The organism is Thermosulfuriphilus sp. (assembly GCF_054026695.1).
The window spans coordinates 38,504-55,793 of the sequence record NZ_JBPMLP010000048.1; the positions used below are offsets into that span (position 1 = coordinate 38,504).

Consider the following 17,290-nt stretch of genomic DNA (forward strand, 5'->3'; position numbering starts at 1 on the left):
AAACTAAAGGCCCTTCTTATCCGGAGGAAAGAGATGCTCCGGAAAGCGCTCTTGTCTTTATTTGTTTTCATCTTCAGCCTTAAAGGCCCCCCAGTCATTGGTGGACAGATTTATTATTTTATAGATGACTCTGGCCGAATCCACTTCAGCAATGCTCCAACGGATCCTCGTTTTCGCCCCTACCGACCCCTTGAGGCCGACCTCAGCCTAGAGAGACATATCGTTGAGGTCTCCCATCGTTACGGTCTTGATCCCGAACTGGTTAAAGCAGTAATAGAGGTAGAGAGCAACTGGTCTAAGTGGGCTATTTCTCCTAAAGGGGCTATGGGGCTTATGCAGATCATGCCCTCAACCGCTAACATCCTCAAACTTTCTGATCCCTTTGATCCCTACCGAAATATTGAGGCCGGGGTCAGATATCTCAAAAACCTCTATGATGAATTTGGCCGCTGGGATCTGGCCTTGGCCGCCTATAATGCCGGGCCGGGAAGAATAAGACGCCAACGGGGGATCCCCCCAATCCCCGAGACCCGTCTTTACGTCCAGAGGGTCCTCAAGCTATGGCGTCAGAATAGATTGCCAAAATAGTTCGATTTTTCCTTAAAAATCGGCCAAAAAACCGCTCCAAATCCCCCTAAAAATCTTTACAACCCCACACCCCATTGGTATGATGCCGGCCAGATTTCCCACAGGCAGTATGTAGGAGGAAAACGTGAAAATATTTTTTGATCCCGATATACCAGAGAGTATACGTGATGAAATAGCTGCTCTTATTAAAGAGCAAATTACATCGTCTTGTAAGTGTGGTTGCGACGAAATATATGTATCCATGACGGATAACATTTTGGATGTTAAGTGTTATGACTGCGGTGAGAGTTTTTTTGAGGTTGCCCTTGAGGCTGAAGAAGAGAGTCAAGGTTGATGTTAATTAACTTTCTTTTTCTTATAGTTTTGCCTTTCTGGGTTTTTCCCTTTTTAAACCCTCATCTAAGTTAGCTTAGAACCATATAATGATCTTATTTACATTGACTTGATATTTACTTTGAACTTCCTTCAAGGAGGAGGCTATGTCCAAGATAAAGCTGGCGGTAGCTGGTGTTGGTAACTGCTTTTCAGCCCTCTACCAGGGCATTCATTATTACCGCCACAAGTCTCCAGAAGAGGCCATTGGCCTGATGCACTGGGATCTTGGGGGGTATAAGCCTTATGATATCGAAGTTGTCGCTGCCTTCGACATTGACGCCCGGAAGGTCGGTCGAGATCTCTCTGAAGCCATCTTTGCTCCTCCCAACTGCACAACGGTATTCTATCGGGACCTTCCACCCTCTGGAGTCAAGGTCTCTATGGGACGCATCTTGGACGGCCTCTCAGACCACATGAAGGATTTTGCCCAGGAGCGTTCCTTTGTTTTGGCCGAAGACCGGGAGGCCACCAAAGAGGACATTGTGGCCATCCTCAAAGAAAGTGGAGCCGAGATCCTGATCAACTATCTTCCTGTGGGCTCTGAAGAAGGTTCCCGTTTTTATGCCGAATGCGCCCTGGAGGCTGGTTGTGCCTTCATCAACTGCATGCCGGTCTTTATCGCCAGTGATCCTGAATGGGCCAAGCGTTTTGAGGAAAAGGGCCTTCCTATCGTGGGAGACGACATCAAGAGCCAGCTTGGGGCCACCATTACCCACCGAACTCTAGCTGCCCTTTTTGCCAAAAGAGGAGTCAAGATTGACCATACCTACCAGCTCAATGTTGGAGGCAATACCGATTTCATGAACATGCTCAAACGAAGCCGCTTGGCCTCCAAAAAGCATTCCAAGACCGAGGCTGTCCAGGCCATCCTCTCGCATCCCCTCCCATCCGAAGATATTCACATTGGGCCAAGCGATTATGTACCCTGGCTCAAAGACCGCAAAATCGCCTTCATTCGAATCGAAGGACGCCTCTTTGGTGATGTCCCTATGGAACTCGAGCTTCGCCTTGTAGTGGAAGACTCCCCTAACTCTGCAGGAGTAGCCATCGATGCCATCCGCTGTTGCAAGCTGGCCCTCGACCGAGGCAAAGGAGGAATACTTTATTCCCCTTCGGCCTATTTTATGAAGCATCCGCCCAAGCAGTTCTCTGACGATCTGGCCTGCCAGATGGTAGAAGACTTCATCTCCGGAAAAAGACAAGATTAATCCTCATTTAAGATTAGCTCCCCAAAAGGGGTAAGGTTTGAGAAACCTTACCCCTTTTTGCTTTTGACCTTCAGCCTTGATCTTACCCAAAGGGTGATTACCGTTTGGGCCGGAAGGTCCTACCAAACAGCTTCCCCAGGAAAATTCTTCAGGAGGAAAAGACGATGATTTTAACCATAGGACACCTGCGTACTCTAAGGCGCTTAGAAAATAGGATTCGAGGGCAAAAAATAGCCGGCCTTGATCAAACAGATCATCAACGGCTAATCCATCTCTGTCTGAGCGGGCTGGTCTTCAGGGATGGAGAAGATTTTGGACTTACCAGATCCGGCCAGCTTATCCTGGAGACCTTTGAGCAGCTTGAAAGAAGAGGTTTCCTTGAGCTTGATGGCCGTGACGAAGAATATCGTCTTTTGAGCTCCAGGATCATCAGCATGTTGGAAGTGGCCAATAGGGCCCAGGGGCGTACTGACTTCTCGGCTTCCATCAATCAAGCTTTAGAGGAACGAGGGTTGGCCAGAGAGGGCCGTCTTCAGCCCCTGGCCCTGAGCATCCTTGAGGCCTATCGGAGTGCTGTCGTATCCCTAGCCATCACCCCCTCCCTGGCCCAAAGCCTCAAAAAGATGCCTCCAGGGCCGGGTCGGAAATCGTTGCTGGTAGATATCCCGGATGAACACCTCCTGGAGCTGGAGGCCCAAAGGCTAATGGTTTTCTCCATCCCCGAGGGGGTCTACTATAGTCTTACCGGCGTTGGCAACCAGATCCGGGCCGCTCTTAGGGCCGGATTAGTTCCGGAGATAACCATAGATCAAAAGCTCCTCCAGGATCTTCTGGAGGATCGAGCCACTGAGACATTAAAGGCCTTGGGGGCAGTTGATGAGACCGGCGGACTGACCTATCCCGGCAAGCATCTCCTCAATGCCGCCCAGCTCTTCTTCGAACCCATTACAGTCAATCCTGCCCTTGACCTTGATCCCATTGACCTGACCGTCCTTGAAAGCCTCTCCGGCCACAAAACAGAAGGTTTTAGCCCTGAAAGCCTTAAAGAACGTTTAGAGAACGCCGGCCTAAGGGACGAAGTCCGGATCCGCCAAGCCCTATATCGCCTGGAAGGCTTTGCCCTCCTTAAAAGGAGCCCGAGTGGCAGATTGAGGCCTACTAATCTGGGGGCTCGACTGCTTAATGAAGGTGATCTCCGACAGGCTCCAGTGGACGCCAGAGAGGTCATGGCCCTGACAACCACCCGCATGGAAAATCTCTCTCCAGATGAAGCCTGGATTAGATTGGCTGAGTCTCACCGAAGCCTAGGACAGGGATACCCTAGCAAAAGGGGGCAGTGTCTGGCAGAGGTAGCCTCTCGAATAGAAAGACTTCCGGTGATAACCGCCGAGGAGCTAAAAACCTTGAGGAAACTCCCACTATGGCGAGGATTCTCCCAAGAGGAACTTCTGGCCACAGGGATCGATTCAACCGAAGAGACCGCAAGGGCCCTGCGAAGACTCATTGCCTCGGGACTAGTCGACGTCTGGCCGGGGCTTCTCTATACCTTATCTCCTGCCGGGGAGAAAGTTAAACAGGGGCTGGCCGGCGTACCCGATGGGGTGGTCTTTCCCCTTACTCCTCACATCTGGCGGCTTCTTTTGGCCTTGAGGGCCGTTGGCCGCTCTCGGCCTGGCGGCCGAAAGATCAAGATCCACGAGGATAAGATCCAAGAAGCCCTTCAACTCTCTGGCCTTGGGCCGGAGGCCTTCTCTGAGGCCCTGGAGACCGCCCGGCTCTGCCGCTATGTCTCTGGCTATGACATTTTAGAACCAGGCGTCCTTCTCCTTGAGGGGCTAGATCTTCTCAAACACCTAGTCACCCGTTGGGAGGAGATAATGGCTGTTTAGGTCTTGCCTCAAAAAAAGAGGTGCTTATCTTTTAAACGCAAAATAAAAGGAGAAATTGGGCAAAATCAAAAGAAAGGAGAGTGATATTATGCTTTCTAGCTTCTGGTCAGATGTATTCGACCCTTTTCGTGAATTTGACCGTCTTCAAGAGGAGCTGGACAGACTCTTTGATCTCACGCGGGCTATTTCTCCCATCAGGGGGGTAGTACGAGGAACATTTCCAGCAATCAACGTGGGGGAGACGACCGATGAGGTCAAGGTCTATGTCTTTGCTCCTGGGGTTGATCCCAACAAGGTAGAACTTACCATTGAGGGCAATCTCCTCTCCATATCCGGAGAGCGGGATGCCAGCGAGGGGCTTAAGGTCCGTGAAGTCAAACCAGAGCGTTTTTATCGACGAGAGCGTTTCTCTGGCCGTTTCCAGAGGATTATCTCTCTTCCGGAATCCATTGATCCCAACAAGGTAGAGGCCCGATATAGCGACGGGATTATCATCATTACTGTGGGAAAAAAAGAAGAAGTCAAACCGCGGCAGATTCCAGTAGAGATCAAATAAAAATCACCATCTTTGCTTAAGGAGGGATGCAATATGGCTGAGACCAAAGAAGTGGCCACTCGTTCAGAGGCCTCTCCGGCTGAGGCCAGCAGACGAATCCGGCCCATGGTACCATCAGTAGATATCTATGAGGATGAGGAAGGCATTGTCCTTTTGGCGGACATGCCAGGGGTCTCCAAAGATGGCCTGGAGCTCAAGATAGACAAAAACGTCCTCCATATTCGGGGGGAGATCTCCCAGATTGCCGGTGAAGAGGTGAGTCCCCTCTACGCCGAGTTTGTCGGCAAGGAGTACTATCGAGCCTTTACCCTAGGGCCAGAGGTGGATCAGGACAAGATTCAGGCGACTATGTCTGGTGGGGTCTTGCGTCTATTTCTGCCTAAGGTTGAGGCTGAAAAACCCCGCAAGATTGAAATTAAGGTAGGCTAGGATCCTCATATAGGGAGACCGACCCCAGGGGTCGGTCTCCCGAATTTTATAACATAAATGAAGGAGTTCCCTCCTTGATCTTTGTCTTAAGGCTCAGTTTTTTATTCATTAAATTGGCAGTTATTCTTCTGGCCCTAGCCTCCATAGCTACTACCTGCTGGGTAAGCTTAAAGGCCACCTACGACATAATTCATATGGCCTATGAGGCCACGCGGGCCAATTTCGCCCATGTTTTGGTCAACATGGTAGCCATTGTTGATGGCTATCTCTTGGCAGTTCTTCTTTTCCTGGTAGCCTGTTCCCTTCATGAACTTTTCTTTAAGGAAATACCTTGGCTTCCAAACTGGCTTAAGGTCAAAAATCTCGAAGACCTAAAACATAATCTCTCCAGCGTGGTCACGTTGATGTTAGCCGTCATCTTTATGGAACATCTCTTCTCTTGGCAGAAGCCCCTGGCTACCCTTTACTTTGCAGGAGCTATCTTTTTGGTCATGGTAGCTCTCATCCTCTATTTAAAAGTCAAGATAGAAGCCCTCCGTTTCGGACTCAAGGGTAAGGTCTAAGTCCTCTTATAGACACCACCGCCTTTGCCGGTAATAATAGCTCTGTTTTTTTGAAAATCCTTAGATCTACTTTAGGAGCCGGCGATGAAGAAGGTCCTTGCTCTCTTTGTCTGCCTTCTGATGTTCCCTGGCCTAGCGGAGGCCCGAAAGCTGGTTATCATCTTTCATGCCGGAAGTCTAAGCTCTCCTTTGGCCGCCATAGAAAAGGCCTTTGAGGAGCGCTATCCTGACATAGACGTCCGCCGCGAGGCCAGCGGCTCACTCTTGGCCATAAGGAAGATCACTGATCTTGGTAAAAAGGCCGATATCGTCATCAGTGCCGACTATCGCTTGATTCCCCAATTTCTCTTTCCCCATTTTTCCGAAGAGGCCTATATTTTTGCCCAAAACAGTATGGTCCTTTGTTATCGCCAGGAGGTTACCCCTCCTGATCCTCAGAACTGGGCCCAACCACTTCTTGAGCCCCGGGTACGCTGGGCCTTTTCAGACCCTAACCTTGATCCCTGTGGCTATCGTTCCCTGATGAGCTTGGCCCTCTGGACCCTGGAAAACCAGGAGTTGATCCCCTTTAAAAAACTTCTTAGGGAAGAACTGGGCCTTGAGCTGGTCTCCAAGGGCAGGTCTCTGGAGATAATTCTCCCCTCTTCCCTGCGGCCTTCAGGACCTCGAATAAAGGTTCGGCCAAAATCCGTAGAACTTCTGGCCCTCATTGAGGCTGGAGTGGTGGATTTTGCCTTCGAGTATCGAAGCGTTGCTATGGACCATGGACTAGACTTTGTGGAGATACCCGCTGCCCATAACTTAGGAGAGGTCTTAAGGGCCAAAGAGTACCAAAAGGTCTCGGTCCGTCTCAAAGACGGCAAACTTATCTCCGGAGGTCCTATTGCCTACGGGCTGGCCATAGTCAAGAGGGCTCCTCATCTAAACGAGGCCCGTATTTTTCTCGAATTTCTGTTCTCTCAACAAGGCCAGAGCCTTCTTAAAAGACACCATCTTATACCCGTTTATCCTCCCAAGCCCCTGAGACCATGATTAGCCGCAGTCTTGCCTGGGTTTTAGCCCTTCTGGGGCTTGTCGTCCTGGCTGGCCCCTTAGGGTATCTATTTTACACTACTGGTCTCTCCGGCATTATTGAGGCTTTAAGAGACAAGGAGGTCATTCAGGCCTTAAGGATAACTTTTGGGGCCGGCTTTCTAGCTACTTTGGCTGCCCTGGTAACCGGTGTCCCTCTAGCTTATTTTCTGGCCCGTTATAAAAACGCACTAACCGACTTCCTTGAAGGCCTCATCAATCTCACGGTGGCCATCCCCCACGTAGCCGTAGGGATCATGCTCCTGCTGGCAGTGGGGCCCGGAAGCCTCCTGGGAAAGAGCTTGGCCAAAATGGGGCTTTATCTTACCGACAGTCTGCCGGCCGTCGTCCTGGCCATGTGGTACGTAAGTTTTTCTTATCTGGTGGCTGCCGCTTCAGTGGGTTTTCGTCAGGTGCCCCAGGAGCTTGAGCTGGTAGCTGCCAATCTCGGGGCCGGCCGGCTTTATACTTGGCGCCGGATTATCTTTCCTCTAGCAGCGCCCGCCATCTTCAGAGGGGCCCTGCTCTCTTTCGCCCGGTCAATCAGTGAGATGGGTTCTCTTCTCATTTTGGCCTATCATCCCCGAGTGATGACGGTTCTCATTTTAGAACGCTTTCAAGAGCAGGGGCTTCGGGCCTCTCAGGAGATTACAGCCTTTGTCCTTCTGATTAACCTTTTCCTGTTTTTTTTCATTTTTTGGGGGCTTAGGAGGCTTTATGGTTCAGGCCAGGGTTAAGAAAAGCCTTGGAGAATTTTCTCTGTCCCTGGAACTTACCCTTAAGGCCGGAGCCTATCACGTAATGGTCGGCCCTAGTGGTTCAGGCAAAAGTCTCACCTTGCGCCTGTTGGCCGGTTTCCTTCAGCCAGACGAAGGCCAGATCATCCTTGAAGGAAGGAGTATTACCTTCCAGCCTACCGAAAAAAGAAGAATCGTCTATCTTCCACAGAATCAGGCCCTTTTTCCCCACCTTTCTGTCTATGAAAATCTGATCTTTAGCCACAAAGCCCGCGGTCAAAGGCCTCCCCAAGCCTTCCTCGACGAGCTGGTAAGGACCTTGGATCTAAAGGGATTACTTCGACGCTATCCCCGAGAACTATCCGGAGGACAGGCCCAGAGAGTGGCTCTAGGAAGGGCTCTGATGGCTGATCCCAAGGTCCTCCTACTTGATGAACCCCTCTCTTCCTTAGATTTTCATCTCCGTCTAGAAATGATTCGCCTTCTTAAAGATCTCAGGGAACGCTTCCAGTTGACTATCCTTCACGTCACCCATGACCCACTTGAAGCCTATCTTCTGGCTGACTTGATCTTTGTCATCGAGGACGGCCGCCTCATCTATAAAGGAAGCTGGAAAGGACTCTTGGAAAGACGAGTCCAAAGCCCCTTTATCAACTTAGTCTCGGCCTTCTTCCGAGAGCTCAATCTGGCAGAAGACTAGTCTTCTGAAACAACTTTAGCGAGTCCGAAAGCAGGGTTCCAGCCAAAGTTCATTCTGCCGGGGGCGATCAATACAATCCCTTGACCCCGGCCAGGGGCTTGTGCTAGAGATTGGCCACCGATGGTAAGCAATCCAAGAAAAAGTTGTCTTCGTCAGGAATAAAGGCCTCAAGCCTTTTTCGGCTTGAGGCCTTTATTTTAACCTCTACGAGATGGGAAAGACGATCTTCCGACATCGCCACATTTTGGGAATGGCCGAACTCAGTAGAGAAGACATCGAGCTTATCCTCGAGACGGCCTCATCCATGAAGGAGATCATGTCCCGTCCCATCAAAAAGGTCCCTACTCTTCGAGGGAAAACCATCGTTCATCTCTTCTTTGAGCCTTCTACCCGGACTAGAATTTCCTTTGAGATGGCGGCCAAAAGATTATCGGCGGACACCGTAAGTATTACAGCCTCTGCAAGCTCGGTCGTCAAAGGAGAGACCCTCATCGATACGGCCAAAAACTTAGAGGCCATGGCTCCAGATATCATTGTTTTAAGACATCCCTTTTCAGGAGCCGCTCATCTTCTAGCTCGCCACGTCCAGGCCTCAGTCATAAACGCTGGTGATGGCTCCCATGAACACCCCACCCAGGCCCTTCTGGATCTCCTGACTATCCGGGAAAAAAAGGGCCAGATCCAGGGCCTTAAGGTAACCATTATCGGAGATATAACCCACTCCCGTGTAGCCCACTCTAACATTCTAGCTCTTAAAAAACTGGGAGCTCAGGTCTGGGTATCTGGCCCAGCGACCATGATTCCTCCCGAGATAGAAGCTCTTGGAGCCAAGGTGGCCTACAAGGTGGAAGAGGCCGTCGAAGGGGCCGATGTCATCATGGCCCTTAGGATCCAAAAGGAACGTCAAGGTCGGGATCTTATCCCCTCATTGAGAGAATATGCCCATTTTTTTGGATTAACCCCCGAAAGGGTCTCCTTGGCATCCACGGACTGCATCATCATGCACCCCGGCCCAATGAACCGGGGAGTGGAGATAAGCCCAGAGGTGGCCGATGGCCCCTATTCGGTCATCCTTGATCAGGTAACCAATGGAGTTGCTGTCCGGATGGCTCTGCTTTATCTCCTGCTGGGAGGTGGCCGTGAGACTGCTGCTTAAAGGTGGGCTGATAGTTGACCCTGTCTCCGATTTAGAACAGGAGGGAGACCTCCTTATTGAGGACGGCAAGATTAAGGCCATCGCCCAAGACCTCAACCCAGAGGGGGCCAAGATTATCGACTGCCGGGCAAAGATCGTGATCCCTGGTCTGATCGATCTCCACGTTCACCTTCGAGAACCTGGAGAAGAATACAAAGAAACCATCGACAGCGGCACTATGGCCGCCGTAGCCGGTGGTTTTACTGCTGTCTGTACCATGCCCAACACAAAGCCCCCCAATGATTGTGCGGCTGTTACCAGATTTATTAGGGATCAGGCCACCCAGAAGGGCCACTGCCGGGTTTATCCGGTGGCCGCCATAACCGTCGGCCAAAAGGGAGAAAGACTTACAGAGTTCGGCGATCTTAAAGACGCCGGGGCCGTAGCCCTCTCCGACGACGGTCGGCCAGTGGCTGACGCCGGACTTATGCGTTTGGCTCTGGAATACAGCAAGAATTTTGATCTTCCTATTATCTCCCACTCGGAAGAGTTGACCCTTTCCGCCGGAGGCCAGATGAACGAGGGCCAACTCTCCGCCCTCTTGGGCCTAAAAGGTATCCCGGCCGCAGCCGAAGAGGTGGCCGTCTTTCGCGATGTCTCCCTGGCCGCCCTCACCAAGGCCCCCGTTCATATTGCCCACGTAAGCACCAAGGGAAGCTGTGAAATAATCCGCCGGGCCAAAGAGGCCGGAATCCCGGTGACCGCTGAGACTGCTCCCCATTACTTCAGCCTCACCGAAGAAGCGCTAGCCGGCTACAACACCTTGGCCAAGGTCAATCCCCCCTTGAGGACAGAGGAGGACCGGGAGGCCATCATTGAGGCCCTGGCCGAAGGGGTCATAGATGCCATTGCTACTGACCACGCCCCTCATAGCATTCTGGAGAAGGAGATCGAGTTTGCTCAGGCAGCCTGCGGGCTAATCGGCCTGGAGACCTCCCTCCCTCTGACTTTTAAACTAGTCCGAGAGAAGAGGATCACCCTCAGGCGAGCCGTAGAGCTCCTCTCCTCCGGTCCTGCCCGCATCTTAGGCCTGCCCGGGGGGACATTAAGGCCTGGAGTTCCGGCCGATGTCACCGTAATCGATCCAGATCGTCTCTGGAGGGTTAGTCCCGAAAGCCTCCATTCGCGGAGCAAAAATACACCCTTTTTAGGGAAGGAGATGCAGGGCCAGGCAATTATTACCTTGGTCGGAGGAAAAATCGTCTTCAGGCGCCAAGGTCCCGGCGACCCTCAAGGGCCAAACGTAGGGTCATCTCATCAGCATATTTGATCTCCATACCCATGGGTACACCGCAGGCGATTCGAGAAACCCTAACCCCCAGCCCGACCAAGACGTCCCGGAGATAGGCCGCAGTGGCTTCCCCGGGGGCCGTAGGCGAGAGGGCCAGGATAACTTCTTTTATTCCCTCTTTTGGAATGCGGCCGAGAAGTTCCTTGACCCTTAACTCTTTAGGACCAATGCCATCTCGAGGGGAAAGCAAACCGTGAAGGACATGATAGCGTCCCTTAAAGACACCAGCCTTCTCCAAGGCCTCAAGGGCTGCAGAATCCTCGACCACACAAAGTAGTTCTCTGTCCCTGGAAGTGTCGGTGCATATGGGGCAGGGATCATCTTCAGTAAAGTTAAGGCAATAAGAACAAAGAGAGACTCTTTCATGGAGGCGAGCAATGCTTTCAGCAAGCTCTCGGGCTTCTTCCCGGGGCCAGCGGAGGACCTGAAGAGCAAGCCTAGTGGCCGTCTTTTCTCCAATCCCGGGAAGCCTCGAGAGGTTGTTTATCAGTCGTAAAAGGGCCGGAGGATAAGCGGCCATAGACCCTTTAGAAAAGGCCGGGGATCTTCATGCCCCCGGTAAGTTTGGCCATCTCTTCCTGGACCATTTGTTGAGACTTGCGTAGGGCATCGTTAACAGCAGCAACAATGAGGTCCTCAAGCATCTCCACCTCCTCTGGATTGACCACCTCCGGATCAATCTTAACCGAGATTAACTCCTGACGACCATTGACTACAGCGGTAACCATCCCTCCGCCGACACTTGACTCCACCGTCCGCTGGGCCAACTCCTCCTGGAGCTTGGCTAGTCGGGCCTGCATCTTCTGGGCCTGACGCATGAGATCTTTGATATTTTGCATAGCTTACTCCTTTCGAGAATAGGTTTTGACTCCTGATATCCGAGCATTAAAAATCCTAACCGCCTCCTGGACAAGAGAATCTTGCAAGAGTCGACGGCGTAATTGCTGGCCATTGTTCTGGGATGGCTCCTCATAGAAATCTATCTTTAGTTGGGCTTGAGGCCCAAAATAATCCTTAAGAAGGGTTTCCAAAAGCCGACGGCGATCAGGATGTTCAAGAAGACCGCCTTTGGGGACCTTAATGGCCAAGATCCCTTTGTCCCAGATCTTATCCTTTACCTGCTGGCGAAGGCAGATGGCCAAAGGAGGACTTTTTCCGCGCACAAAGGCTATAAAGCCCGTAAGATCTCTGGAAGAAGGGTCTGAAGTCCCCCGGGGGGCCGGGGAGCTGCTAGTGCCGCTTTTAAGACGTTTTAACTCCTTGAGGACCTCTTCCAGGGAGACGACATTTTTTACTTGAGAAGCCTTAAGAACAGCCATTTCCAGAGCCAGACGAGGAATGGCCGAGCGCCTTACCTGTTCGTGCTCGCGAAGAAGGATTTGAAAGTAAAGATGAAGGGTCTCCGGAGAGATCTTCCGAGCCAGGGCCTCAAGACGCCCTATTTCCTCTGGAGGTAGATTAATAAGTTCCTCATCGGCCCCACAGAGACGAATAACCATAAGATCCCGAAAGGCAACTACCAGATCTTCAGAAAGCCGGAGAAGATCATAACCAAAATCGGCAGCCCGGCCGATTACGGAAATGGCCCCCTTAGAATCGGCCTCAAGAATGGCGATGATCAGCTCCTGGATGACTTCTCGACTGACGAGCCCCAAGGTCTCAATAACCTGAGCCTCGGTCCGGGCCCCAGCAGCCAAGGCCTGATCAAGCAGGCTCAGGGCATCCCGGATACTACCTTCGGCGGCCTGGGCAATAAGACTAAGAGCTCCTTCCTCTATCTCTAGACCTTCAGCAGCCGCTATCCGACGGAGATGATCCATCAGACGCCTTACAGGAAGGCGCCGGAACTCATAGCGTTGGCATCGGGAGACGATAGTCAGGGGAACCTTGTGGGCCTCAGTGGTGGCCAAAACAAAATAGACATGGCCCGGGGGCTCTTCCAAGGTCTTAAGAAGGGCATTGAAGGCCTCCTTGGTGAGCATATGGACCTCATCTATTATATAGATCTTATAGCGAGCCCTGGCCGGCAGAAAACGAATATTTTCCCTAAGCTCCCGGATTTCATCGATCCCTCGGTTTGAGGCCCCATCTATCTCATGGACATCTACAGCCCGGCCAGCGGTGATCTCCTGACAGAGAGAACACTGATTACAGGGATTCTCTGCTGGCCCTTGCTCACAGTTCAGGGCCTTGGCCAGAATCCGGGCCACGGAGGTCTTCCCCACCCCACGGATGCCGGAAAAAAGCAGGGCATGGGCCACCCTCCCGGAGGCCAGGGCCTTCTTCAGGGTAGAGGTAATGTGATCCTGACCAACAACCTCGTCAAAGGTCTGCGGACGATATTTTCTGGCTAGGACTAGGTAGGCCATAAAAAAGAAAAAAAGGGCCGTCGGGCTCCCCTGCGGCACACGAAGGGCCCTGCTACCGTTGCTCCCTCCCGGGCCTGGCGGGGTTCACAGGGATTCGTTGCGCAGGACCCAACGGCCCAAAAATAAAAATGGCGGAGAGGGTGGGATTCGAACCCACGGTACGCCTTGTGGGCGTACACACGATTTCCAGTCGTGCCCCTTCGGCCGCTCGGGCACCTCTCCGCATAATGACGCCTCATGGCGGAGGGGGTGGGATTCGAACCCACGGTCCCCGTTTAAGGGGACAGTCGATTTCGAGTCGACCCCGTTACGACCACTTCGGTACCCCTCCGGGCCTAACGACGCTCTTTGAAGAAGGCCTGGATGATCCCCCGACACTGCTTTTCAAGCACGCCAGAGACAACCTCCAGACGATGATTAAGCCGGGGGTCTCTTGCAATCTGGTAAAGGGAACCACAGGCTCCAGATTTGGGATCCCGGGCTCCAAAGACCAGCCGAGACACTCGAGCCAGCACCAAGGCCCCCGCACACATAGGACAAGGTTCAATGGTAACGTAGATGCTTGTTCCCAGGAGTCGGTAATTGGCCAACCTTTGGGCCGCTTCCTTTAAAGCCAGAATCTCGGCATGAGCAGTAGGGTCAAGACGCCTGATAACCTCATTGTGCCCCCGGCCGATGATCTCACCTTCAGCCGAAACCACCACTGCCCCTATCGGGACCTCATCAACCAGACGGGCCTTTTCAGCCTCTTTCAGAGCCTCGGCCATGAAGAACTCGTCCAGACCTTCTCTCATTTGTAAAAGAGCAAAAATCCGGGACAAAAAATAACATGAGCTTTAAAGAGCAACAAGATTAGAGTTTTTCGGCCGCCCTCTTGAGAGCCTCGTTGGCAGCAAAGATCAATTTGGCAGCCTCTTTAAGATCTGAAGCGGCCTCAGCGGCCTTCTCTGCCCAGGCCTCAAATTCTCTGGCGTGTTCTTCGTTATGTTCTATCCAGTGAGGGATAAGAACCTTGAGTCGCTCTCGATCATCCATCTTTCTCTCTCCTTATATAGACGATGTGTTTGAGAAAATCGATCTTTTCAATGGTCCCTTCAATGGTCTTGGGAGGATCAAAGAAGGTCCGCAGGCTGACCTGCCCCGAAGAGGCCTCCAGCCAGATGACGTCTTTCATGACCTCTTCTTCCCGATCGCCCTCTAAGAGGACTACCTTGGCCTGACACATTTTGGCTCCTTCCTTCAGAAACTCTTCAGGCCTCTACTCGGTAATTACTCTTGGCACTTTTTTCAAGATTTTATTTGGCCTCTCTCCTTATAAAGAAGGTGTGGAAGACAGATCCTGGATCGGGTAATTAGGGGCTAATCATGGCCAAGACGGTTCCCCAGCTCATTTTTGAGGTTGCTCAAAGGCATGGTCATCTCCCAGCCCTTACCTTTCGAGACGGGGCCAAGTGGCGAAGCCTCTCCTACAGAGAGCTAGTGGGAAAAATCGGCTCTCTGGCCCACGAACTCCAGAAGAAAGGGCTTTGCCCTGGAGATAGATTAGCCATCTATATAGACTCTGGGGTCAATTGGCTGTTGGCTGACCTAGCGGCCCTAGCCTCGGGCCTGGTAACTGTGCCTCGGGGGCTATCGAGCCCTGAAGAAGAGCTAGCCGCCCTTATCGAACACTCCGAGGCCAAAGCTGTAACCGTTGAGAAAAAGGGCCTAAGCCGATTAGAGAAGGTCCTCAATCTTCTGAGACATCCCCCTCAGGTCTTTGTCATCTCTGAAAAGAGAATCCCCGAAGGAACCATCCCGCCACTTATACCCAGGGCTGAAGATCTGGCCACTATTGTCTATACCTCCGGGACTACAGGTAACCCCAAAGGAGTAATGCTCACCCAGGCCAATATTGTCTCCAATGTTTTGGCCTGCCAGAGCCTGCTGAACCCTCAGGCCGGGAAACGTTATCTTTCGGTCCTCATGCCCTACCATATGCTGGAAAGAACAGTAGAATATCTACTCCTGGCCTCTGCTGTAGAGATCATCTTCAGCGACAAGCGCCATTTCCGTGAGGATTTAAGAACCTTTTCTCCCCATTATTTAGTCGGAGTCCCCAGACTTTGGGAGGTCTTCTACCAACGTATCCACCAACAGGTCTCATCTCGAGGTCTTAAGACTTGGTTCCATTGGGCCCTCAAGGTCTCCCTCCTGAACCGCCGGGCCCGGAAAAAGATTACCGGAGAAACCGAGGCCCCTAGTTTTGAAGACGGTTTAAAAGGGGCTGTTGTCTTTGTCTTGACGGCCTTCCCACGACTTTTGGGTGAGGTCATCTTTTTCCGGAAGATCAGAAGGGCCTTCGGCGGCCGGATAGAGATGGCCATTAGCGGAGGAAGTAGTCTGGCCCCTGAACTCGAGGATTTTTATGAAGCCATCGGAATCGAACTCCTAAATGGTTATGGTCTGACAGAGACCTCACCGGTCATCTCTGTCCGCTACCCAGGTCGAAACGTTCCTCGCACCGCCGGTCCCCCTCTTCCTGGAACGACGCTCCGCCTTTTAGCTAAGACCGAGGGACGAGCAGAGATCCTCATCCGTGGCCCCCAGGTAATGAAGGGTTACTGGCGCAACCCTATGGCCACCAGGGCCGTCTTTACCGAAGATAACTTCTTAAAAACCGGTGACCTAGGCTATCTTACCCCTCGGGGAGACTTGGTCATCACCGGGCGGATAAAAGATATCATCGTTCTGTCCAGCGGGGAGAATGTCGATCCTGAGCCTCTCGAGGCCCTTCTCTTTAAAAGCCCTTACATCTCCCAGGTAATGTTGGTCGGCCAAGACCAAAAGGTTCTAGGGGCCCTGGTTGTCCCTGATCGTCAGAAGCTCCTTGACTGGGCAAAAGAAAAGGGGCTCCCCCAGGATTTTGTCCTCCTTTGTCAGAGGTCAGAAGCCCGCGAATTCATCCACCAAGAGATAAAAAATATCCTTTCCAAAGCCAGGATCCACCCCTATGAACACGTAGGCCTTGTGCGCCTCATCCCGGAAGAATGGACTTTAGAAAACGGCCTTCTGACCTTCACCCTTAAGAAAAAACGGACCCTTATCGCCCAAAGATATGCTTCCCAGATAAAGGATATGTATTCCTGATGGAAGAAGTCCGTCTCAACAGACAAGGGCTGAGAAGGATTCTTTCCGGTCACCTTTGGCTGAGAGAAGACGACCTTGAGGAATCCCAGAAGGGTCTCCCTGGAGGCTGGGTCATCATCCTTACCCCTCGAAGGGAGCCAGTGGCTACCGGTTATTTCGATCCCCACGGCCGGATTCTCCTCCGGGTAGTAGCCCTAGAGGTTATCAAGCCAGATAAGGATTTCTTTAAGAGGCGCCTCAAAAGGGCCCTTTGTCTTCGACGCAAGCTCTTTCCCGAAGAAGAGGTCTTCCGGCTCGTCTTTAGCGAAGCCGACGGACTCCCCGGCCTCATTGTTGATCGATACGAGGAGCTGCTGGTCATTCAGGTAACTACTCTGGGAATGGCCCACTTTCTTGAGGAGATTGTCTCCGCCCTTGAGGATCTCTTTCCCCAGGCAGCCATCTTTTTAAGCCCTGGGGAGGGCCTCAAAGGCCAGCTGGATAAAGACTTTCTTAAAGGAAGACTCACCTTTCCCTATTGGGTAAGGATCAATAATCTCTTCCTGCCGGTCGATCCCCTTTTAGGACAGAAGACCGGCCTTTTTCTTGATCAGCGTCAGAATCAACAGGCCTGGAGCCATCTTTTCTCCGGCAAAAAGGTCCTGGATCTCTTTTGCTACCTTGGCTCCTGGGGCCTTGTAGCTGCCTACTATGGGGCCAGAGAGGTCCTCGGCGTTGACCGCTCAGGTTGGGCCATCTCTCAAGCGACAACCGCAGCCCAGAAGAACAACCTGACCAGAAGGATCCGCTTCCTTCAAGAAGATGTCCGCAGTTTTCTCTCCCCCTTATCGGGGGCCTACGACCTGATAATTCTTGATCCTCCGGCCCTGATCAAAAAAAAGCGCCATTTTGCCGCCGGGCGCAAGAATTACCTCCAGCTTAATCGCTTGGCCATAAAGGCCCTTAAGAAGGACGGACTCCTCATTTCCTGCTCCTGTTCCCACCACCTAAGCCTTGCTGATCACCAAAGACTAGTCCACGAAGCCGCCTGGAGTCTCGGCCGCCAAGCCATACTTCTTGAGGCCCGAGGTCAGGGAGCAGACCATCCCGTTCTCCTGTCCATACCGGAGACAGCCTATCTCAGCTGTCTCCTGGTTCGCGTCTAGCCTAAGGAGCCTCTTTCTGCCAATAAAGATTTTCAACAAAAGACT

The 17,290-nt window shown here is 52.1% G+C and carries 20 protein-coding genes, 2 tRNA genes and 1 other RNA gene; 14 read left to right on the plus strand and 9 right to left on the minus strand.

Annotated features, from left to right (window positions below; translation table 11 throughout):
- Positions 1-33: 33 nt before the first annotated feature.
- The 12 genes from ACXJJX_RS08305 (at position 34) to ACXJJX_RS08360 (ending at position 10,581) form a co-directional block, all read left to right on the plus strand.
- Positions 34-588 (plus strand): transglycosylase SLT domain-containing protein, encoded by a 555-nt coding sequence (locus tag ACXJJX_RS08305; RefSeq protein WP_456434071.1) that lies wholly within the window; start codon positions 34-36, stop codon positions 586-588.
- 124 nt (positions 589-712) lie between these two features.
- On the plus strand, positions 713-922 hold the full coding sequence (locus tag ACXJJX_RS08310; protein ID WP_456434073.1) for a hypothetical protein: 210 nt from the start codon (positions 713-715) through the stop codon (positions 920-922).
- A 145-nt stretch (positions 923-1,067) separates the two neighbouring features.
- Positions 1,068-2,171, plus strand: a complete 1,104-nt coding sequence (locus tag ACXJJX_RS08315) for an inositol-3-phosphate synthase (RefSeq protein WP_456434075.1) — start codon at positions 1,068-1,070, stop codon at positions 2,169-2,171.
- A 164-nt stretch (positions 2,172-2,335) separates the two neighbouring features.
- Positions 2,336-4,060, plus strand: coding sequence for a DUF505 family protein (locus tag ACXJJX_RS08320; protein WP_456434077.1), 1,725 nt, complete (start codon positions 2,336-2,338; stop codon positions 4,058-4,060).
- 88 nt (positions 4,061-4,148) lie between these two features.
- Positions 4,149-4,616 carry an Hsp20/alpha crystallin family protein gene (locus ACXJJX_RS08325; protein ID WP_456434079.1) on the plus strand — a complete coding sequence of 156 codons (468 nt, stop codon included), beginning with the start codon at positions 4,149-4,151 and terminating at the stop codon, positions 4,614-4,616.
- Between the two features lie 33 nt (positions 4,617-4,649).
- Positions 4,650-5,045, plus strand: coding sequence for an Hsp20/alpha crystallin family protein (locus tag ACXJJX_RS08330; protein ID WP_456434081.1), 396 nt, complete (start codon positions 4,650-4,652; stop codon positions 5,043-5,045).
- Between the two features lie 74 nt (positions 5,046-5,119).
- Positions 5,120-5,608, plus strand: a complete 489-nt coding sequence (locus ACXJJX_RS08335) for a YqhA family protein (RefSeq protein WP_456434083.1) — start codon at positions 5,120-5,122, stop codon at positions 5,606-5,608.
- Between the two features lie 84 nt (positions 5,609-5,692).
- Positions 5,693-6,640 (plus strand): tungstate ABC transporter substrate-binding protein WtpA, encoded by a 948-nt coding sequence (wtpA, locus tag ACXJJX_RS08340; RefSeq protein ID WP_456434085.1) that lies wholly within the window; start codon positions 5,693-5,695, stop codon positions 6,638-6,640.
- On the plus strand, positions 6,637-7,416 hold the full coding sequence (locus ACXJJX_RS08345) for an ABC transporter permease subunit (protein ID WP_456434087.1): 780 nt from the start codon (positions 6,637-6,639) through the stop codon (positions 7,414-7,416). The genes wtpA and ACXJJX_RS08345 overlap by 4 nt, the downstream gene beginning before the upstream one ends.
- Positions 7,397-8,116, plus strand: coding sequence for an ABC transporter ATP-binding protein (locus tag ACXJJX_RS08350; protein ID WP_456434089.1), 720 nt, complete (start codon positions 7,397-7,399; stop codon positions 8,114-8,116). Before ACXJJX_RS08345 ends, ACXJJX_RS08350 begins: the two co-directional genes overlap by 20 nt.
- Before the next feature lie 211 nt (positions 8,117-8,327).
- Positions 8,328-9,272, plus strand: a complete 945-nt coding sequence (locus ACXJJX_RS08355) for an aspartate carbamoyltransferase catalytic subunit (protein WP_456434091.1) — start codon at positions 8,328-8,330, stop codon at positions 9,270-9,272.
- Complete coding sequence (locus ACXJJX_RS08360; RefSeq protein WP_456434093.1) at positions 9,256-10,581, plus strand: dihydroorotase; 1,326 nt, start codon at positions 9,256-9,258, stop codon at positions 10,579-10,581. Before ACXJJX_RS08355 ends, ACXJJX_RS08360 begins: the two co-directional genes overlap by 17 nt.
- On the opposite strand, the gene recR is transcribed toward ACXJJX_RS08360, so the two are convergent.
- The 9 genes from recR to ACXJJX_RS08405 form a co-directional block, all read right to left on the minus strand.
- Positions 10,517-11,122, minus strand: coding sequence for a recombination mediator RecR (recR, locus tag ACXJJX_RS08365; protein ID WP_456434095.1), 606 nt, complete (start codon positions 11,120-11,122; stop codon positions 10,517-10,519). The two genes, ACXJJX_RS08360 and recR, sit on opposite strands and share 65 nt — an antisense overlap.
- Before the next feature lie 7 nt (positions 11,123-11,129).
- Positions 11,130-11,441, minus strand: coding sequence for a YbaB/EbfC family nucleoid-associated protein (locus tag ACXJJX_RS08370; protein WP_456434097.1), 312 nt, complete (start codon positions 11,439-11,441; stop codon positions 11,130-11,132).
- 3 nt (positions 11,442-11,444) lie between these two features.
- Positions 11,445-12,971, minus strand: coding sequence for a DNA polymerase III subunit gamma/tau (gene dnaX, locus ACXJJX_RS08375; protein ID WP_456434099.1), 1,527 nt, complete (start codon positions 12,969-12,971; stop codon positions 11,445-11,447).
- Positions 12,972-12,986: 15 nt separating this feature from the next.
- An RNA gene (ffs, locus tag ACXJJX_RS08380) (signal recognition particle sRNA small type) lies at positions 12,987-13,085 on the minus strand.
- A 15-nt stretch (positions 13,086-13,100) separates the two neighbouring features.
- A tRNA-Ser gene (locus tag ACXJJX_RS08385) sits at positions 13,101-13,193 on the minus strand.
- 16 nt (positions 13,194-13,209) lie between these two features.
- Positions 13,210-13,302 (minus strand) — tRNA-Ser (locus ACXJJX_RS08390).
- A 4-nt stretch (positions 13,303-13,306) separates the two neighbouring features.
- Positions 13,307-13,765, minus strand: coding sequence for a tRNA adenosine(34) deaminase TadA (gene tadA / locus ACXJJX_RS08395; RefSeq protein ID WP_456434101.1), 459 nt, complete (start codon positions 13,763-13,765; stop codon positions 13,307-13,309).
- 58 nt (positions 13,766-13,823) lie between these two features.
- The gene (locus ACXJJX_RS08400; RefSeq protein ID WP_456434146.1) at positions 13,824-14,006 is read right to left on the minus strand and encodes a DUF8180 domain-containing protein; all 183 of its coding nucleotides are present in this window, start codon (positions 14,004-14,006) and stop codon (positions 13,824-13,826) included.
- Positions 13,999-14,196, minus strand: a complete 198-nt coding sequence (locus tag ACXJJX_RS08405) for a CooT family nickel-binding protein (RefSeq protein WP_456434149.1) — start codon at positions 14,194-14,196, stop codon at positions 13,999-14,001. Before ACXJJX_RS08405 ends, ACXJJX_RS08400 begins: the two co-directional genes overlap by 8 nt.
- Positions 14,197-14,336: 140 nt before the next feature.
- Here ACXJJX_RS08405 and ACXJJX_RS08410 point away from each other — a divergent pair, with 140 nt between their 5' ends.
- The gene (locus tag ACXJJX_RS08410) at positions 14,337-16,100 is read left to right on the plus strand and encodes an AMP-dependent synthetase/ligase (RefSeq protein WP_456434150.1); all 1,764 of its coding nucleotides are present in this window, start codon (positions 14,337-14,339) and stop codon (positions 16,098-16,100) included.
- Positions 16,100-17,245, plus strand: coding sequence for a class I SAM-dependent rRNA methyltransferase (locus ACXJJX_RS08415; protein WP_456434151.1), 1,146 nt, complete (start codon positions 16,100-16,102; stop codon positions 17,243-17,245). The genes ACXJJX_RS08410 and ACXJJX_RS08415 overlap by 1 nt, the downstream gene beginning before the upstream one ends.
- Positions 17,246-17,290 lie beyond the last annotated feature (45 nt).